The organism is Bacillus sp. AM 13(2015) (assembly GCF_001518755.1).
In the GTDB taxonomy this organism is placed as follows: Bacteria; Bacillota; Bacilli; order Bacillales; family Bacillaceae; genus Bacillus; species Bacillus safensis.
In genome coordinates this window covers 59,089-75,966 of sequence record NZ_LKCP01000002.1, presented here as the reverse complement: position 1 = coordinate 75,966, position 16,878 = coordinate 59,089, and the positions used below count along the sequence as shown (strand labels likewise).

The following is a 16,878-nucleotide window of genomic DNA, read 5'->3' as shown; positions in this document are numbered from 1 at the left end:
ACTACATTCCCTAAAAAAATGAATTTTTTTACTGTAAAAACAACAAAAAAAAGAGCTGCCATTTCAAATGACAACTCCTTGTTTCTTCATTATATTTACATCACCTTAGACAGACCAATCGTTTTCTCAATAATGAGCAGCGCAATGATAGAAATGATAATAAATATGACAGATATCGCATTGACACTTGGATCAAAGGTCTGCTCAATGTAATTAAAGGTCCTGACCGGAATTGTGATGGTTTGAGGTGAGGAAACGAACAAACTGATCGATATTTCTCCAAATGACGTCACAGCTGAAAACACCCCGCCTGCAATGATTCCCGGCTTAATCAAAGGCAATGTGACTCGAAAAAACGTGCGAATGGGTCCTGCGCCTAGATTCATTGAAGCCAGCTCAAGACGCGGATCTAAATTCGAAACACTCACACCTACCGTTCGAACCACATAGGGAAAACCAATGATGACGTGACCAATGACGAGCGCCCACAAAGACCCTGTAAAGCCCATAGCCGTAAACAAGTAAAGCATAGCAATCCCTAACACCACTTGAGGAATCATGAGAGGTGACAGAATGAAAGCTTGGACAGCCTCCTTTCCCTTAAAGGAAAGCCTTGCTAAAGCATACGAAGCCATTGTCCCTAAAAGAACCGTGAGAGGCGTCACAATGAAAAGCAGAATCACACTGATCCGAAGCGATTCCATCCATTCTGGATTTGACACGACCTCATGAAACCAGCGAACAGAGAACGAAGTCGGTGGAAATTCAGGAAAGGCATTTGGACTAAAAGCAGATAGGACGATCACAAGAACAGGAATGGTTAAAAAAAGATAAACCAATGACCCAGCAGTCCAAATCAGGATAGAAAGCAAGCGGTCACCTATTGACTTTTTACGCATGCATCCTCGCCTCCCAACGCTTCAATAAATAGCTTAGTAGACTGACCACCACAAGCACACAAACCAATAATGTAAAGGACATAGCTGCAGCAAGAGGCAGGTTATACACCTGCATCACCTGCTGATAAATTGACAGCGGCAGCAGCGGCTGCATCCGTCCGCCGACTAACAGCGGGGTGATATAGCTTCCTGCTGCCAGTGAGAAGACGATGATCGCGCCTGTCACCATGCCTGGAATGGTCAGTGGTAAGGTGACATGAAAAAAGGTTCGAATCCGGCCAGCCCCAAGACTCATAGAAGCCGGTTTTAAATGACGATCCATATCGGTTAAACTTGTTGCGATCGGCAGTACTGCAAATGGCAGCATGACCTGGACATATGCAATAATGACCGCATTCATATTCCACAGCATCGAGAGCGGCTTCTCAATCACATGTAAATCTAGTAACATGCCATTGATCAGACCATTTTGCGAAAGAAGAACAATCCATGCAAACGTCCGAATCACAACACTTGTCAAAAGCGGCGACACAAGTAAGATATAGAAAAATGCGCGCAGACGCGGATTAGGTGCCTTGACAAGCACGTATGCTGCTGGGTATGCCATCAATAAACAAATCACCGTTGTCTGTAAAGCCACCCACACAGTACTTCCAATCGCCTTTACATATGCATCTGTCGTGAACACATGAATATATTGAGAAAAGCTATACGTTTGTAATGTATTCATCATCGAATCGACATCGCGAAAACTGAGAACGAGCATCATCACAAGCGGAGCTAGTAAAAATACAACAAGAAACAAACAGGCTGGCAGCAGCATAAACCAATGAAATCGTTGATTCTTTTTCTTGATTCGCATCACGTATGCACCTTCGAATCTAAGAAAACGATATCTTCAGGCTGCCAATGGATATGGACGGTTTCTCCAACTCCAGGCAGCTCGGGAAATGCAGCATCAGAAGCATGGACAATGATTTCACCATTATCAAGCCCCACAACCAAACGTAATGAATGCCCAATATAACTCACATCTGACAGCACGCCAGATACATGGTTTGGCTGAACTTCCTTCTGCTCAGAAGAGATGCTGATTCTTTCAGGACGCAGCATAAGCAGTTGCTTTTCCCTTTTCTCTTGATGTGCCGCAGCCTGCAACTGAAGATGCTGACCGTTTGAATGGGTTACATGCGGAACCGTAAATGCAGCATCAGCTTCATTGTACACAGCCTCAAAGATATTCACCTGTCCGATGAATTCAGCTACAAATCGATTGTTTGGCTGGCGGTACACCTCTAAAGGCGTCCCAATCTGCTGAATTCTACCCTCTCCTAAAATTCCAACTCGATCAGAAAGGCTTAAGGCCTCCTCTTGATCATGTGTCACAAGAATGGTTGTAATCCCAACATTTCTTTGAATATTTCGCAGCTCTGTCTGCATGTTTTTTCTTAGTTTGGCATCTAGGTTGCTGAGCGGTTCATCAAGAAGGAGAACAGACGGCTGAATCGCCAGTGCTCTTGCTATCGCTACCCGCTGCTGCTGACCACCGCTTAATTGGTGGGGCATCCGTTTCGCAAATGCTTCTAATTGAACAAGAGACAAGCTTTCCATCACTTTCTCTTTGATTTCCGCCTTCTTTTTCTTTTGAACCTTAAGCCCGTACGCCACATTATCAAATACAGTCAGATGCGGAAAGAGTGCATAGCTTTGAAAGACCATACCTGTTTTTCTTTGGTAAGGCGGCAAAGCTGTCACATCCTGATCACCAATATAGACGACGCCTTTTGTTGGTTCTAAAAAACCGCCAATGATGTTTAATAACGTTGATTTCCCGCAGCCGCTAGGACCGAGAAGGGAGAAAAACTCTCCCTCATTCACAGTAAGACTGACATCGTTGAGAGCAATCTGCTCACCGAAGTGCTGACTGATGTGTTCTAAATGAATTCCACTCATGCGATCACCTATTTTCCTCCGCCTAATACTTCGTTCCATCGATTTGTCCAATTGCCCAGCTCAGAGGTTGCTGTTTCATAATCTACCCAAGTCAGCTTGCTGTAATAATTTTCTCCAACTTTCACTTTCCCCTTAATCTTGTCATTGTACTTCACATCAGAATTCGACATGCCATAATAAGATTTTTCCGAGAAAGCCTCCTGAGCTTCTTTTCCACTCAAGTAGTTTAATAGTTTGTATGCCGCTTCTTCGTGCTGACTTCCTTTCGTTAAAGCCCAGCTCGCTACAGCTGCAACAGCGCCTTCTTTCGGATATGAGAAACCAATATCCATTCCTTCTTCTTCAAGTGCAAATACTCGCCCGTCCCAATAGGGAACAGCTGCGACATCCCCACGTTCTAACAAGGTTTGAATCGATCCTGGGTTATCCGGAAAAGCAGCGACATGACCTTTTAATTGCGCGAGACTTTTAAATGCTTTATCAATATCCTTAGGATTTGATTCTGTCCCCCCTTGTGCATGAACAAGTGCAGAGAAAAATTGCAAACCAGCTGAATAAGTCGGAGATGAAATGGCTACCTTCCCTTTCAACTGACTGCTCCATAGGTCTGTCCAGCTGTTTGGTTCCTGCTTGACGAGATCTTTTCTATAAGCAATTCCAAGCTGCCCCATACTAAAGCCTGCTGCATATTGTTTTCCATTCACAGTAAGCTTCTTTTGGACAGAACGGTAAAGCTTTTTGACGTTCGGCGCTTGATCTTCATCGATAGGCGCAAGAACGTTTGCTGCAATACCTCTTTGAATCGTGTCAGGCTGTAAGATTAGTAAGTCATATGGTGGATTTTTCCCATTTGACGCTTTTAATTTTGTAAACCATTCAGAATCCGCTCCAGAGACGGTCTGCACTTTAATTCCCGTATCTTTTTCAAACTTTTCAAGGATTGGTTTGATATTCTTTTCCCAATCGCCTCCATATACGCCAACAATCACAGTCTGCTGCTGTTTGCCTTGATCCTTTCCATTTCCACCACAAGCGGTCAGCAGTACAACGATGGATAGGATGCCTGCAACAATAGCGATTAATCTTCTTTTCATGATTCATTTCCCCCTTTTTGTCCATTCATTTGACGAAGTGCTTGAGTAATATCTTCCTTTGTTAACGGCTCATTTCTATGACTGAAATATTGATGAACTGCATGTTTATAGTGCGTACGTTCATTAGCCGGATAGGAACGCAGCTGAACGGCTAGCTCACTGCTGGCTTCGTCCGTCCATACTTTCTCATAAGCTGCTCTTTGTTCTCCGAAATCCCACACGTCATTAGCTGCAGGATCACCAGCCTTTTCACGCACCTTGCTCGTCTGCTCCTCATCAATCTTCCATTCATTTTGCTCTAAATACACTTGAACACCATATTGCTGCAGCGCTCTTTCTTCACTTAATAGACCAGCTTCCACTTCCTGAAGGACTTTTTCTTTCTTTCTGGCAAATGGATTCCCCCAGCCGCCTCCACTTGGTGAAATCAATTGAACGATATCGCCTTTTTCAAGTCGCAGAACATCTATTTTGGGCTGGTCTTGTTTCTCACCATTAGCTGTGATCAGCTTGACCTCACCAACCGCTCCTGCTCGGCCGCCCATTAAACCCCAAGGCTGAAACTTCATCCGTTCCATTCCTCGTGCTGTCACCATCGATTCAGGCTTCATCATTTCAAATTCCAAACCAATCGCATGTCCGCCTCGATTTTCACCAGCTCCACCTGTATTCGGCAGAAGCTCATATCGGTGAACATGAATATCAATATGCTGTTCCAAACTCTCAATTGGGGTATTCTTCAAAAAGCCTGACGAATGATCAATACCGTCAACTCCATCAGTACCATTTTGAGCACCGCCGCCTCCGCCTAATGGTTCGACAACGGACATTTTCCTGCCACCCGTTTGATCATCAGGTACAGAGAGAACCACAATGGCAGATTGACCTGCACCTGCTGCCGGTACTGCTTCAGGCAGCAGCTTACCAATCGCACCTAGCACGACATTGTACAGCCTCATCGTAATCGAATGACGAATCCCGACAGAGGCTGGATATTCTGGATGCACCAGCGTTCCTTTAGGAGAGATCACATCGATTGGATACGTTATTCCACCATTAATCGGTATAAAAGGATCCTTACTAATGATGTAATTAATCAACCCTTGATAAAGAAAGGAATGCTTCTGACCATTGGTAACAAGGTTAAAGGCTGTTTTTACTTGCGGGTCACACTCAGAAAAATCGAGCGTCAGCCGTTTGCCTTTGATCGTTAGCTTGATTTTCAACCGAATAGGGACGTCTGAAATCATATCATCATCTAAATAATCAGCAAATTCACTCGTTCCATCCGGTATAGCTTCAATGACCTTTCCAGCACGATCCTCGGCTTGCTTCAGCAAGTCTATCATTCCTTGTTTCACTTCGTTTTTTCCAAATTTCTCAATCATTTCTTTTAACCGAATATCTGCTGTATTCACTGCAGCAATCATCGCATTGATATCACCATCGTTTAGATGACTAGCGCGGCTGTTAGCTCTTAAAAAGGTACGTACGACCTGATTCTCTTTCCCACCTTCATAAATTTTTACGGGCGGAATTCTTAATCCTTCTTGATGAACATCCGTTGCTGTCGGTGAAATACTCGAAGGCACAAGGCCACCCACATCACTGACATGAACAAAAGACCAAGCATAGCTTACGATTTCACCATCTACAAAAATCGGCTTAATGATATGGACATCTGGCAGGTGAGTCGCCAAACCATCTGTCGTATAAGGATCATTAGTGATGATAATGTCTCCTGGCTGCATCTGTCCGCTTTCTTCAATTGCTTTTTTTAGACTCAGCCCTAAAAAGATCGTCACACCCACTGTCTTCGGATAAACAAAGAAATCTCCAGAAGGTGTGGCTAGTGCTGTCGCAAAGTCAGCAGATTCTTTGACGAAGGTCGTAAACGACGTCCGTTCAATGACATGCCCCATACCTGATGCAATCGCATTAAAATAACTGCGCATCATCTCAAGCTTTGCTGGGTCAGTTCTCATGTAAAGCCGCCTCCTTTGAAATCACTAAGTTACCTGATGGATCAATACTGCCTGTCCAGTTTGGCAAAATTAATGTTGTCGTATCATCCTGCTCAATCACGGCAGGCCCATTTACAATAGAACCTACTGACAGCGTATCCCGATTATAAACCGATGCTTCGTATTCTTTTTCTTCTATAAAAATTCGTCTATATTCATTTGGTTTCAAAGACTGTCCCATGCTTTCTTGAACAGGTGAAAAAGGCAGCGGAGGCGTCTCACCTATGACTCGAACGCGTAAATGAGTAAACTCGATTTTTGCCTGATCATCCCTATGACCATATTGACGCTGATGCAATTTGTGAAAGGCTTCAATAAGTTGGTGGATGTCTTGTTCTTGCTTTAACCAATCAATCGATAATGGCAATTCAATCTCAAATGCCTGCCCTTGATATCGTGCGTCTGCTAATAAGAGAATGGATGTCTGATTGATATGCGGAATGTTCTGCTGGCTGACCCAATCAGTCGCTTTTCGTGACAGCTTCTCATAATCTTGTTTTAGTTGGTTGATCGAATAGTCTTGTAAACATATTTTCTTCGACAGCACCGCATCATGGATAAAATCAGCTGTTAAAGCACCTAACGCACATAATGTACCAGGACTTGGAGGAACAACTACATTTTTCGCATGAATTTCTCTTGCAAGGAAATTCGCCACAACCGGTCCTGCTCCGCCAAACGCCAGCAAACTAAAATCTCTAGGGTCAAATCCTTGCTGCTCCATCACATTGCTTAATTCTGTGTACATATTGGCTACGGCTACTTGAATGAGCTGGTCAGCCGCCTCTTCAAGCGTTTTGTTGAGCTGATCAGCAATTGGCTGAAAGGCCTTTTTCGCCGCAGACAGTTGTAAATGTAAATGTCCTCCGGCAAAACGTTCTTGATTGAGATAACCGCATATGAGAAACGCATCAGTTAAAGCTGCTTTTTCTCCCTTTCCATACGAAGCTGGTCCCGGGTTTGAGCCAACTGATTCCGGCCCCGCTTTGAGAAGTCCGCCCTGATCAATCCATGCTACCGAACCTCCTCCTGCTCCTATTGAATACATCGCAACAGATGGAAGAATGATTGGGAAGCCTGAAAGCTGATTGGATTGAGCCATTGTAGGCTGTCCATTTTGAATGATTGAGATATCTGCACTCGTCCCCCCAACATCAAAAGTGATCAGATTGGGTTCACTCGCTGATGCTGCAATTCTCGCCGCACCGATGACACCAGCTGCCGGACCAGAAAAGAGAGTCTTAACAGGCGAGGTTGCCGCACTTTCTGCATCCATTAAACCACCATTTGATTGTGTAATGTATGGAGAAATTGGTACACCTTCTTCCTTCAAACGGCTTTTCAATGTTTGCAAATACTGTTTCACCTTTGGCTGAATGTACAAATTAACAACAGACATCACTGTACGCTCGTATTCCCTCATTTGAGGCCATAATTCAGATGAGGTAAGGACTTCTAACTGTGGATAATGATGATTGATATAGGCTTTTGCCTGTAATTCATGAACTGGGTTTTGATAACTATGTAAAAATGAAATGACGATACCTGCTAGCTTTTTAGATATAACATGCTGGACCGCATCATCTAATTGCTGCAGATGGAGAGGTTTTTTGATCGTACCATCGTGTATCAACCTTTCAGAGATTGGATATACATGCTTCCGTGGTATCAATGGTTCTGGCAAACGAGAATTGAAGTCATAAGGAACGGGTAGTCGTAAACGTTGAAGTGACAATATATCTTGAAATCCTTCTGTCACAAAAAGGGCTAAATCTGCTCCTTTTCGCTGTAATAATGTATTCAGACCGATTGTCATTCCGTGAACGAGGTATTGGATGTTGGATAAATCAACACCTCTTTTTTTGAGAAGATTTAACCCATTGATAATTCCTTGGGCTGGGTCATCAGTCACTGTAGGCGTTTTGAGTTCAGTCAGCTCCCCTGTTGCTTCATTTATCAGCGATAAATCAGTAAATGTTCCGCCTATGTCTATTCCGAGCCGGTATGAGACATCCGCCATTTGTACTTCCCTCCTACAATGTAATTAGAATCATATTTTGATAAATTACGACATTTTTTGATATTTGACTCCATATTATTAAAGCAGATCGGTCTAGTCAATTTTATTTTTTTGAAATTTCTGTGTGTTAAATTCTTGAAATTAGCCAAAAAAGCAGTGATAAAGCCATTTTCGATGAGCATATTCGTTTTCTGACCCACAAAATTAAAATTTTTATGAATTTCTACAAAAATGAAAAGCAAGAAATCAGGTAAAAACTGTTTTTTGAATTTTAAAAGACGTTTTTTCAAAACCAGGAGAAATTGGTAAGTAATTCTGCTATACTTCTGTTTACAAAATACGCAAACAAGAAAGAGAGCCAGACATCTATGAAACTTCTTAAAATGATTCTCTTGCTTTTATTGATTGTCATTGGTGTAGCAACAGGCTATATCCAGCTAGAGCAAGGGAAACAAGAGACAGCGAATTCATCTTATGACAAAACCATTCATTTTCCATCAGACCGCTATCCAGAAACAGCCAAGCACATAGAAGAAGCCATTGATGAAGGTCATTCGTCCATTTGTACAATTGACCGTAAACATAGTGATGAGCAGAGAGATCGATCACTACATGGCATTCCAACAAAGCGCGGGTATGATCGGGACGAATGGCCAATGGCGATGTGCAAAGAAGGAGGCAGTGGAGCTTCTGTCAAATATGTACGCCCTTCTGATAATAGAGGCGCAGGCTCGTGGGTAAGTCATCAATTATCGGATGATCCTGACGGCACAAGAATTCAATTTATCATCGATTAGCCGCCTTTCCCTTTTCTATATTAAAAAAATTTTCACATGACTGCTTGCAGGTATTTTAAACACTTTTTTCATGCCGATAATCCTTAAGGAGGGATATCCTACCTTATACCTAAAGGAGTCAAAAAGCATGAAGAAAAAGGGAAAACTGAGGCTAGGCGCCAAAATTTTGCTGATCTTTTTAAGTGTCCTCATCATCTTTTCTGCGGTTGTTGGTTATGTGGTAAATCGCGAAATGACAGAAAACATCAAGCAAATGGCAACTGAAAAAGCAAAAGGTGATTTAAAGCTAGGCTACGCCTACCTAAATGAAAAAGTGGCAGGCTCGTGGCAGATTAAAGAGGATAAGCTATTCAAAGGAAATACGCAAATCAATGATCATGATGCATTGGTTGACCAATTAGCCGAATATACCGGTGATACCATCACGATTTTTCAAGGAAATACCCGTGTTGCTACGAATGTCATGTTAAACGGGAAACGAGCTGTAGGTACTGAAGTCTCTCCTGAAGTGAAGACCACTGTTTTAGATAAAGGAGAAAATTATTACGGGACAGCAAATGTTGCTGGGAAAGACTATCAAACGGCTTATATGCCAATCAAAAATGAAGCAGGCGAAACAATTGGTATTTTTTATACTGGCGCTAATCAAAGCATGATTTCACAAATGCTTCAGTCATTCTATATACAATTTGTCATCGTCCTTTTGTTAAGTCTGATCGTTTCAGTCATCATTATTTCTATTTTCACTAAGCGGATTCAGGTACGTCTCAAGCATTTGGCTTCTGCCATTAAGAGTGCAGGCGAAGGTCATTTAACCATCAATGTGACGGATACTGCCGGTGATGAATTGTCTGATCTGGCTGGACATTTCAATAAGATGCGTGAAAAACTAAATCAAACGATTCTAAATGTCATGAACACGTCTGAATTAGTGGCCACATCCTCTGAACAGCTGTCAGCTAGCGCAGAAGAAACGAGTGCAGCATCAGAAAAAATCACCCACACGATCCAAGAAGTGGCACAATCTTCAGAAGAACAGTCCGCTCAAATGACAGCTAGTGAGCACATGATGATTCAAGTATCAAACGAGCTGGCAAACATCACTGAAAATGCCGGACAAATGGCTTCAAGAAGTCACTTCGCACAAGAAATTGCCCAAAAAGGTGTACACAATATCGGTGAAGTTCATTCACAAATGACATCTATTGCAAAATCAATTGAAGAAAACGGTACAGCAATTCAAGCATTGGAAACACGTTCAACTGAAATTGATCATATTTCCAAAGTCATTACAGATATCGCCAGCCAGACAAACCTGCTAGCTCTTAATGCAGCAATTGAAGCAGCACGGGCAGGTGAGCATGGAAAAGGGTTTGCTGTTGTCGCAGACGAAGTGAGAAAGCTCGCTGAAGAATCTCAAGCATCATCAAACATGATTTCCCATCTCATTTCTGAAATACAAAAAGAGATGACTCATTCGACGAATGCCATCAAACAAGTAAGAGAAGAAGCAGCTCAAGGGGCTGTCCTTATCTCTCATACAGAAGAATCTTTTCATGATATCCAGCAGTCCATGAGAGAAATGGCAGATGGCATTAAGCATTTATCGAGTGCATCACAAAAAATCGCAGCTTATACTAACGATGCGAAACAGTCTTTTGCGTCTATTACAGAAGGCGTTAAACGAACGAGTGAACATTCACAGCAAGTAGCAGGTTTAACAGAAGAACAATTTGCTGCAATGGAAGAAGTAACAGCTTCATCAGAAGCACTTGCCCATTTAGCAGGAGATTTAAAAGCAATGGTCTCGCAATTTCACATCTAGATCCCACAACAAATAGCGCAAGACGGCTGCAATCGTCTTGCTGCCTAACTTTCTCCTCAAGAATGACTCTTTCAACCATTTACGTTTCAACGAAAACCCATAAATAAAGGAGTTTTTTATATGAACCACTTAAATCAAACCTATTCTCTATCTATCTCCTACCACCAAATCACGGTATACACCGGAAGCGAAACACCACCTATCATTGATTGGACAGATGAGGACATTCTCCAAGGATTCGCAACTGGAGATCAGGGAGTTTCCTTTGAAGGAATCAATAATGGAAAGGCGTCTATTATTGTGACATTAAATAGCGATGAGCCCCAAGTATCAGTTGATAGAGCTATAACAGTGCCCTTTACGCATACAAGGGATCAAGTTTATATCACAAGCGTCATGGCTCATGTACTGTCTTTCTCCATTCCAAAAGGAGACTATCAGCTTACCTGCTATACCTCACAGCAGCCTGATCAAGACGTTTATTATGTAAATTTCCAAACAGTGTAGATTACGACTGATCGTATAAATCAAGCCACTTTTCCGCATAGTCTACCGATTCTCTCACTGGCAATAAATATGAACTGGCAAGTCCGATCTGATTGTGCTGATGGATGCCTCCAGATTGCAGAAAATCACGGCCAATCTGTTCAAATAGTTCTTCTCTTGTGATGATATCTTGGTACTCTTTCCATACCCTCCACCCATTTTCTAAAATAGGGGCTCCTCTTGTCATGAGGTCCTGCTGGGGGATTCGATATTCAGCTAGATGAAAAGCTGTCATGCTTTCAAATGTTGTACCAAGCAGCAGCACTTGAGCATGAAGATCATACATGCGACCAAGAGGCGAATGCTCTCCTAATCCAAAGGAAAGTGCATGGTGTTTCAGAATTTCATGTTTTCTTTTTCCCCAGGCTGTGAATGAAAAATGGGGATGATTGCTTCTCGCCACGCCTGGGTATTTCCAAAATGTTTCCGCTACCTTTCCCATTGCTGTTGGCGTCGTGTAAGCTGGATCAAATGCAGGCATAGTTTCTTTGATCGATTTCCACCATGAATAAGGAACAGGCGGATCAATCCAATCGGCAGGATCAGAAAGCTCTAACGTTTGTGCCGGCATAATGAGTGTCCCCTCTTCTGTTAAGGTTTCCATCAATGCTTGTATGACGGCTACAGCGCCTCCGTTTACCCAGCCGATGGATGATAAAGATGAGTGAACACATAAAATCATGCCCTTTTTCACACCAAGTTGTTCCAAGTCTGCTTTGATTGTTTCCTTTGTCATCGGTTCAGCTTGATTTTCGATTAATTTTTGCATCGTTCCTTTTCCTCCTGCGTCTCTTCGATTATTGATGAATGAGACGTTTAACCGCAATAGACAGTTTGTAATTTGCGTAATTTGTCAGCTCCGTTAAAAACTGATCAAGCTCATCATGACTCGAGAAATGTCCTTCAGCCATATAACAGCCCTCACCACTTATTTTGAACAAATTCTTGATTTCTTCCTTTTCATAAAGAAACGACAGAAGTGGTTCATGATGATGACTCCGGGTATAGAGCTGCAAAAATGTTTGAATCGTCTTTTGCGTCTGCCAATCAATTGAAATGGTATATGCTTCGATCACGCCTTCTTCTTCTAGCTTTAACACCCGATTTGCAACAGCTTGGCCGGTTAAATGAACTTTTTCACCTAGAGCTTTCATCGTTAATCGGCTGTTCTTTGATAGTTCTTTTAAAATATTCATATCTGTTTGGTCTAGCATTGGCTCACCTCTTTCAAAAATCAAGCCCTTCCGATAAAAGACTTTCATGATCCTCTGTCACATAGAACTCTTTTAATATACTGTAAACTTAATCAGAAAAAAAGGAGGCCTTTTTATGAAAATTACACTCATTCGCAATGCTACTTTATACCTTCACTATGGTCATTCAACTTTTTTAATCGATCCCTTTTTGGCAGCAAAAGGAACATATCCACCGTTCCCTCATACAGCCAATCAACATTTGAACAACCCTATTGTGGAGCTTCCCGTAAACATAGATTTAGACAGTCTGTTACACCCAGATGCTGTCTTACTCTCTCATTTACATGTGGACCACTTTGACGACGAGGCCAAAAGGAAATTAGCTCAAGATGGGCCAATTTATACTCAATCGGAGAAGGATCGAAAAGAAGTTGAAGAAGCTGGATTTCAGCATGTCACATGCATTGAAGATGAAATGGACATTTGCGGCGTTCATATTAAACGTACAGGTGGACAGCATGGGACGGGAGAAACGGCGAAGCGAATGGGGCAGGTGAGCGGTTTTGTTTTCTCTCACCCTGATGAACCTACCCTTTATATTGCAGGTGATACCATTTGGTGTGATGAACCGAAAGAGGTTGTGAATACATGCAAGCCAGACGTCATTGTGGTCAATAGCGGAGCTGCTCAATTTTTAGAAGGCGATCCGATTACCATGACTAAGGAAGAAATTTTAGACATTCACCGTTCTCAGCCAAAAGCTCAAATTGTCGCCTGTCATCTTGAAGCTGTGAATCATTGCTTGTTAACAAGAGCTGCTTTGGAAGCTTACATTCAAGAGCATCATGCAGATCAAGCCATTTTTGTCCCTCAAGATGGGGAAAGTCTCACCTTCTGATCACAATAAAAAACCGGCACCTCGCTGCCGGTTTTATCATTATTATGGGCGATGGTGCTGTGGTTTTTTCAGCAATGGAACAAATCCGTTCTTTTTCAAATGATTGTAATGCTCATCCATTCGTTTCGTGATGTGTGTGCCTTGTTCCTTTGTTAACACGCCATACTGTACATATTTCTCAATGACTGCTTTTCGTTTAGAAAGAATTTGCTGCTCAAGGATTTCAATTTGTTTTTGTTGTTCTGCTGTTAATTTCACTTGATGTGTCACCGGGCGCTTTTCCATTTGAGGTGTTTCTCCATGAGCCGTTTCTATCTGAAAACCAAATAACAGCATCATCGACAAGATGATCAAACCGCTTATTTTTTTCATCATTGTTGTTCCCTCCTTTATTCGCCTTTATTTTGCGCTTACTTTCCTTTTTTATACATTATTTCAACACGCAAATTGCTTATAATATTCTTACTTTTTCACTTTTCTTCTGAAAACGTTGTCCTATCAGAAAAAGCGTGCTATGTTTTGTTTTGTATAAAAAATAGAGGAGGATTCTTAAATGAGTCGTTTTTATCATAAAAAATCTATATGGATCATGCTTGTTGTATCTGCTTGCATCCTTATCATGTCTGCTTGCAGTCAATCAGGCTCATCTCAATCTGGAGACACAAAGTGGGATGAGATTAAAAAGAAAGGAAAAATCGTGGTTGCAACTTCAGGCACCCTTTATCCAACTTCTTATCATGATACTTCTAATGGCAAGGATCGATTAACTGGCTATGAAGTAGAAGTTGTCAAAGAAGCGTTTAAACGTCTTGATGTGAAAGTAGAATTTAAAGAAATGGGTTATGACGGGATGCTGAGCGCCATTAATTCTGGTCAAGTGGATGCCGCTGCAAATGATATCGACATCACAGATGATAGAAAAGACAAGTTTGCCTTTTCAACCCCTTATAAATATTCCTACGGAACGGCTATCGTACGGAAAGATGATTTATCCGGCATTAAAACTTTAAAAGATTTAAAAGGAAAGAAAGCAGCAGGTGCTGCCACGACGATTTACATGGATGTCGCTCGTAAGTACGGTGCAAAGGAAGTCATTTATGATAATGCGACAAACGAGCAATACTTAAAGGATGTTGCAAACGGCCGAACAGATGTCATTTTAAATGATTATTACTTGCAGACACTGGCTCTTGCTGCATTTCCTAAATTAAATATTACGATTCACCCTGACTTGAAATACATGCCGAATGAACAAGGATTTGTCATGAAGAAGGACAACAAAGAGCTTCAAAAAGAATTGAATCGTGTATTAAGCGACATGAAAAAAGACGGGACAATGAAAAAGATTTCTGAGAAATTCTTTAATCATGCAGACGTCTCAAAGAAAATTGATGCTGATGTCGAAGATGTCGACATTTCCAAATAAGGAGCCGCAATCGTGGGAGATATTCATTTAGAATATATATTTAATCCTGCACTGGCAAAGGCGTCATTTCCGTTTGTCATGAAAGGCATCTGGCTGACGCTGCTCATTTCCTTTGTGAGCATGTTTTTTGGTACCATTCTTGGTTTTTTTATCGCTCTTGCCAGGATGGCGAATTCATGGATTCTTAAGCTGCCTGCACGGCTGTATATCTCATTCATGCGAGGCGTGCCCATTCTGGTGATTTTGTTTATTCTTTATTTTGGGTTCCCTTATATCGGCATTGAGTTTACAGCAGTCACTGCCGCTATTATTGGGTTCAGCTTCAATAGTGCTGCCTATATTGCAGAAATTAATCGGGCGGCCCTCTCCTCTGTTCCAAATGGACAAGTGGAAGCCGCTAAATCATTAGGTCTCAGCTATTGGCAAACGATGCGCGGTGTCATTTTGCCTCAATCCGTCCGCATCGCCTTGCCGCCATTAACCAATGTCATGCTTGATTTAATCAAAGCTTCCTCACTGGCAGCGATGATTACTGTACCAGAGCTCTTCCAGCAAGCAAAAATTGTAGGCGGACGAGAATTTGATTATATGACCATGTATATTTTGGTCGCACTCATTTACTGGGGCATTTGCAGTGTTGTCTCATTGCTTCAGGACTTTTTAGAAAAACGCTATGCGAAATATCTGTAGCAAAAAAAGAGCAGATCTCATGGATCTGCTCTTTTTCAGCATGATAGAAAACCTTTGCAGCCCTAAGCACCGGAGCGCAGACCTGCGGGCGAATGCGAGGGTTTGTTCTACACGATAATTAATGAATAAGCCATAACCACACATATAATCCGAGTAAAGTGAGGATCAACGTTGGGATGGTCAGGATGATTCCGGCTTTCATGTAAGCCCTCCAAGAGATATGAACGCCTTTTTTCTTTAAGACATGAAGCCACAGCAATGTCGCCAATGAGCCGATTGGGGTCATTTTCGGTCCAAGGTTGGAGCCGATAACATTGGCATAAATCAGTCCGTCTCTCATGACACCTGCTGTATCTGTATGTCCAATGGCAATCGCATCAATTAAAACGGTCGGCAGATTGTTCATCACAGAGGACAGCACTGCGGCAAGTACACCCATAAACATCGTTCCTGCAAGCAAGCCATGTGATGCCCCTTGCTCGATCCATGCCGCCAATATTTCAGTAAGGCCAACATTTTTCAGTCCATATACGACGACATACATACCGATCGAGAAAAATACAATGGACCACGGCGCTTCTTTGATCACTCGCTTTGTCGCCACTTGCGGACTTCTTCTCGCCAGCCACAAGAAAGCAAGAGCAATCCCGCCTACAATAATGGACACTGGAACACCGATCAGCTCGCCCGCAAAATAACCAACAAGCAGACAGCCGAGCACATACCAAGACAAACGGAACATACGGATATCTCGAATAGCTGATGCCGGCTCTTTCGCCTGTGACAGATCATAGGTTTTTGGGATAAGCTTTCGGTAAAACACATACAGAACCAGCATGCTCGCCCCAAGCGACACAAGGTTTGGCACGAACATATTTGCTGTATATTCTAGAAAACCAATATGAAAATAGTCGGCTGATACGATATTGACCAGGTTACTAATGACAAATGGCAAGGAGGTTGTATCTGCAATAAAGCCGCTTGCCATCACAAAAGGTAGCACCATGCGCTCATCCAGCTTCAACGCTCTCACGACAGATAAGACGATTGGGGTCAAAATCAGTGCCGCTCCATCGTTGGCAAAAAAAGCAGCCACAACAGCGCCGAGCAATGTTAAATAAATAAACATGCGGACACCGTTGCCTCTTGCAGCTTTTGCCATATGCAGTGCAGCCCACTCAAAAAAACCGATCTCATCTAAAATTAACGAAATGATAATAATACCAATAAAAGCAAAGGTGGCGTTCCATACAATTTGCGTAACTTCCCATACATCGCCTAGATGAACGACGCCAAAGGCAAGCGCAAGAATGGCACCCCCACATGCTGACCATCCTATGGTGACACGTCCTGGCTGCCAAATGACAAGGACGAGGGTCATGATGAAAATCAAAATGGCTAAGGTGACTGAACCCAAAGGTGGCCCCCCTTTCATTTTTCTCATAAAATCTTTATCTATCATACAACGAAATACATCAGTTGTATGCCATTTTCGCATGTCACATGAAAA

Annotated in this window: 16 protein-coding genes; 6 read left to right on the top strand and 10 right to left on the bottom strand. The window is 42.3% G+C overall.

What is annotated here, in order from left to right; translation table 11 throughout:
* Positions 1-95: 95 nt before the first annotated feature.
* From AOQ70_RS00375 to AOQ70_RS00350, 6 genes are read right to left on the bottom strand one after another with little or no spacing between them, the layout of a single operon-like run.
* The gene (locus AOQ70_RS00375; protein ID WP_024424298.1) at positions 96-899 is read right to left on the bottom strand and encodes an ABC transporter permease; all 804 of its coding nucleotides are present in this window, start codon (positions 897-899) and stop codon (positions 96-98) included.
* Positions 892-1,761: an ABC transporter permease gene (locus tag AOQ70_RS00370; RefSeq protein ID WP_039176427.1), complete on the bottom strand. Its 870-nt coding sequence runs from the start codon at positions 1,759-1,761 to the stop codon at positions 892-894. Before AOQ70_RS00370 ends, AOQ70_RS00375 begins: the two co-directional genes overlap by 8 nt.
* Complete coding sequence (locus AOQ70_RS00365; protein WP_059374410.1) at positions 1,761-2,852, bottom strand: ABC transporter ATP-binding protein; 1,092 nt, start codon at positions 2,850-2,852, stop codon at positions 1,761-1,763. Before AOQ70_RS00365 ends, AOQ70_RS00370 begins: the two co-directional genes overlap by 1 nt.
* 8 nt (positions 2,853-2,860) lie before the next feature.
* Complete coding sequence (locus tag AOQ70_RS00360) at positions 2,861-3,946, bottom strand: ABC transporter substrate-binding protein (protein ID WP_058837302.1); 1,086 nt, start codon at positions 3,944-3,946, stop codon at positions 2,861-2,863.
* Positions 3,943-5,931: a hydantoinase B/oxoprolinase family protein gene (locus AOQ70_RS00355; protein WP_059374409.1), complete on the bottom strand. Its 1,989-nt coding sequence runs from the start codon at positions 5,929-5,931 to the stop codon at positions 3,943-3,945. The genes AOQ70_RS00360 and AOQ70_RS00355 overlap by 4 nt, the downstream gene beginning before the upstream one ends.
* Entirely contained in the window at positions 5,921-7,990 is a 2,070-nt protein-coding gene (locus AOQ70_RS00350) for a hydantoinase/oxoprolinase family protein (RefSeq protein WP_059374405.1), read from the bottom strand. The genes AOQ70_RS00355 and AOQ70_RS00350 overlap by 11 nt, the downstream gene beginning before the upstream one ends.
* Positions 7,991-8,358: 368 nt before the next feature.
* Between AOQ70_RS00350 and AOQ70_RS00345 the strand changes: the two genes are divergently transcribed.
* The 3 genes from AOQ70_RS00345 to AOQ70_RS00335 all read left to right on the top strand — a co-directional run bounded on the left by AOQ70_RS00345 (position 8,359) and on the right by AOQ70_RS00335 (position 11,119).
* A complete protein-coding gene (locus AOQ70_RS00345; protein ID WP_039176411.1) occupies positions 8,359-8,787 on the top strand; it encodes a NucA/NucB deoxyribonuclease domain-containing protein in 429 nt (142 codons plus the stop codon).
* A gap of 127 nt (positions 8,788-8,914) precedes the next feature.
* Positions 8,915-10,612: a methyl-accepting chemotaxis protein gene (locus AOQ70_RS00340; RefSeq protein ID WP_059374404.1), complete on the top strand. Its 1,698-nt coding sequence runs from the start codon at positions 8,915-8,917 to the stop codon at positions 10,610-10,612.
* 120 nt (positions 10,613-10,732) lie between these two features.
* On the top strand, positions 10,733-11,119 hold the full coding sequence (locus tag AOQ70_RS00335) for a competence protein ComJ (protein ID WP_059374403.1): 387 nt from the start codon (positions 10,733-10,735) through the stop codon (positions 11,117-11,119).
* 1 nt (position 11,120) lies between these two features.
* Here AOQ70_RS00335 and AOQ70_RS00330 read toward each other — a convergent pair whose 3' ends face one another.
* Both AOQ70_RS00330 and AOQ70_RS00325 read right to left on the bottom strand, forming a co-directional pair.
* Positions 11,121-11,927 (bottom strand): aminoglycoside N(3)-acetyltransferase, encoded by an 807-nt coding sequence (locus tag AOQ70_RS00330; RefSeq protein ID WP_059374401.1) that lies wholly within the window; start codon positions 11,925-11,927, stop codon positions 11,121-11,123.
* A 28-nt stretch (positions 11,928-11,955) separates the two neighbouring features.
* Positions 11,956-12,372: an Lrp/AsnC family transcriptional regulator gene (locus AOQ70_RS00325; RefSeq protein ID WP_039176401.1), complete on the bottom strand. Its 417-nt coding sequence runs from the start codon at positions 12,370-12,372 to the stop codon at positions 11,956-11,958.
* A gap of 115 nt (positions 12,373-12,487) precedes the next feature.
* Here AOQ70_RS00325 and AOQ70_RS00320 point away from each other — a divergent pair, with 115 nt between their 5' ends.
* Positions 12,488-13,252, top strand: a complete 765-nt coding sequence (locus AOQ70_RS00320) for an MBL fold metallo-hydrolase (RefSeq protein ID WP_058837296.1) — start codon at positions 12,488-12,490, stop codon at positions 13,250-13,252.
* A gap of 42 nt (positions 13,253-13,294) precedes the next feature.
* On the opposite strand, the gene AOQ70_RS00315 is transcribed toward AOQ70_RS00320, so the two are convergent.
* A complete protein-coding gene (locus AOQ70_RS00315; protein WP_039182972.1) occupies positions 13,295-13,624 on the bottom strand; it encodes a YckD family protein in 330 nt (109 codons plus the stop codon).
* A gap of 181 nt (positions 13,625-13,805) precedes the next feature.
* On the opposite strand from AOQ70_RS00315, the gene AOQ70_RS00310 reads away from it, so the two are divergent.
* Positions 13,806-14,678 carry a transporter substrate-binding domain-containing protein gene (locus tag AOQ70_RS00310; RefSeq protein WP_039176396.1) on the top strand — a complete coding sequence of 291 codons (873 nt, stop codon included), beginning with the start codon at positions 13,806-13,808 and terminating at the stop codon, positions 14,676-14,678.
* Between the two features lie 12 nt (positions 14,679-14,690).
* The gene (locus tag AOQ70_RS00305) at positions 14,691-15,368 is read left to right on the top strand and encodes an amino acid ABC transporter permease (RefSeq protein WP_041088991.1); all 678 of its coding nucleotides are present in this window, start codon (positions 14,691-14,693) and stop codon (positions 15,366-15,368) included.
* Between the two features lie 118 nt (positions 15,369-15,486).
* On the opposite strand, the gene AOQ70_RS00300 is transcribed toward AOQ70_RS00305, so the two are convergent.
* Positions 15,487-16,785: an arsenic transporter gene (locus AOQ70_RS00300; protein ID WP_059374399.1), complete on the bottom strand. Its 1,299-nt coding sequence runs from the start codon at positions 16,783-16,785 to the stop codon at positions 15,487-15,489.
* Positions 16,786-16,878: the final 93 nt, after the last annotated feature.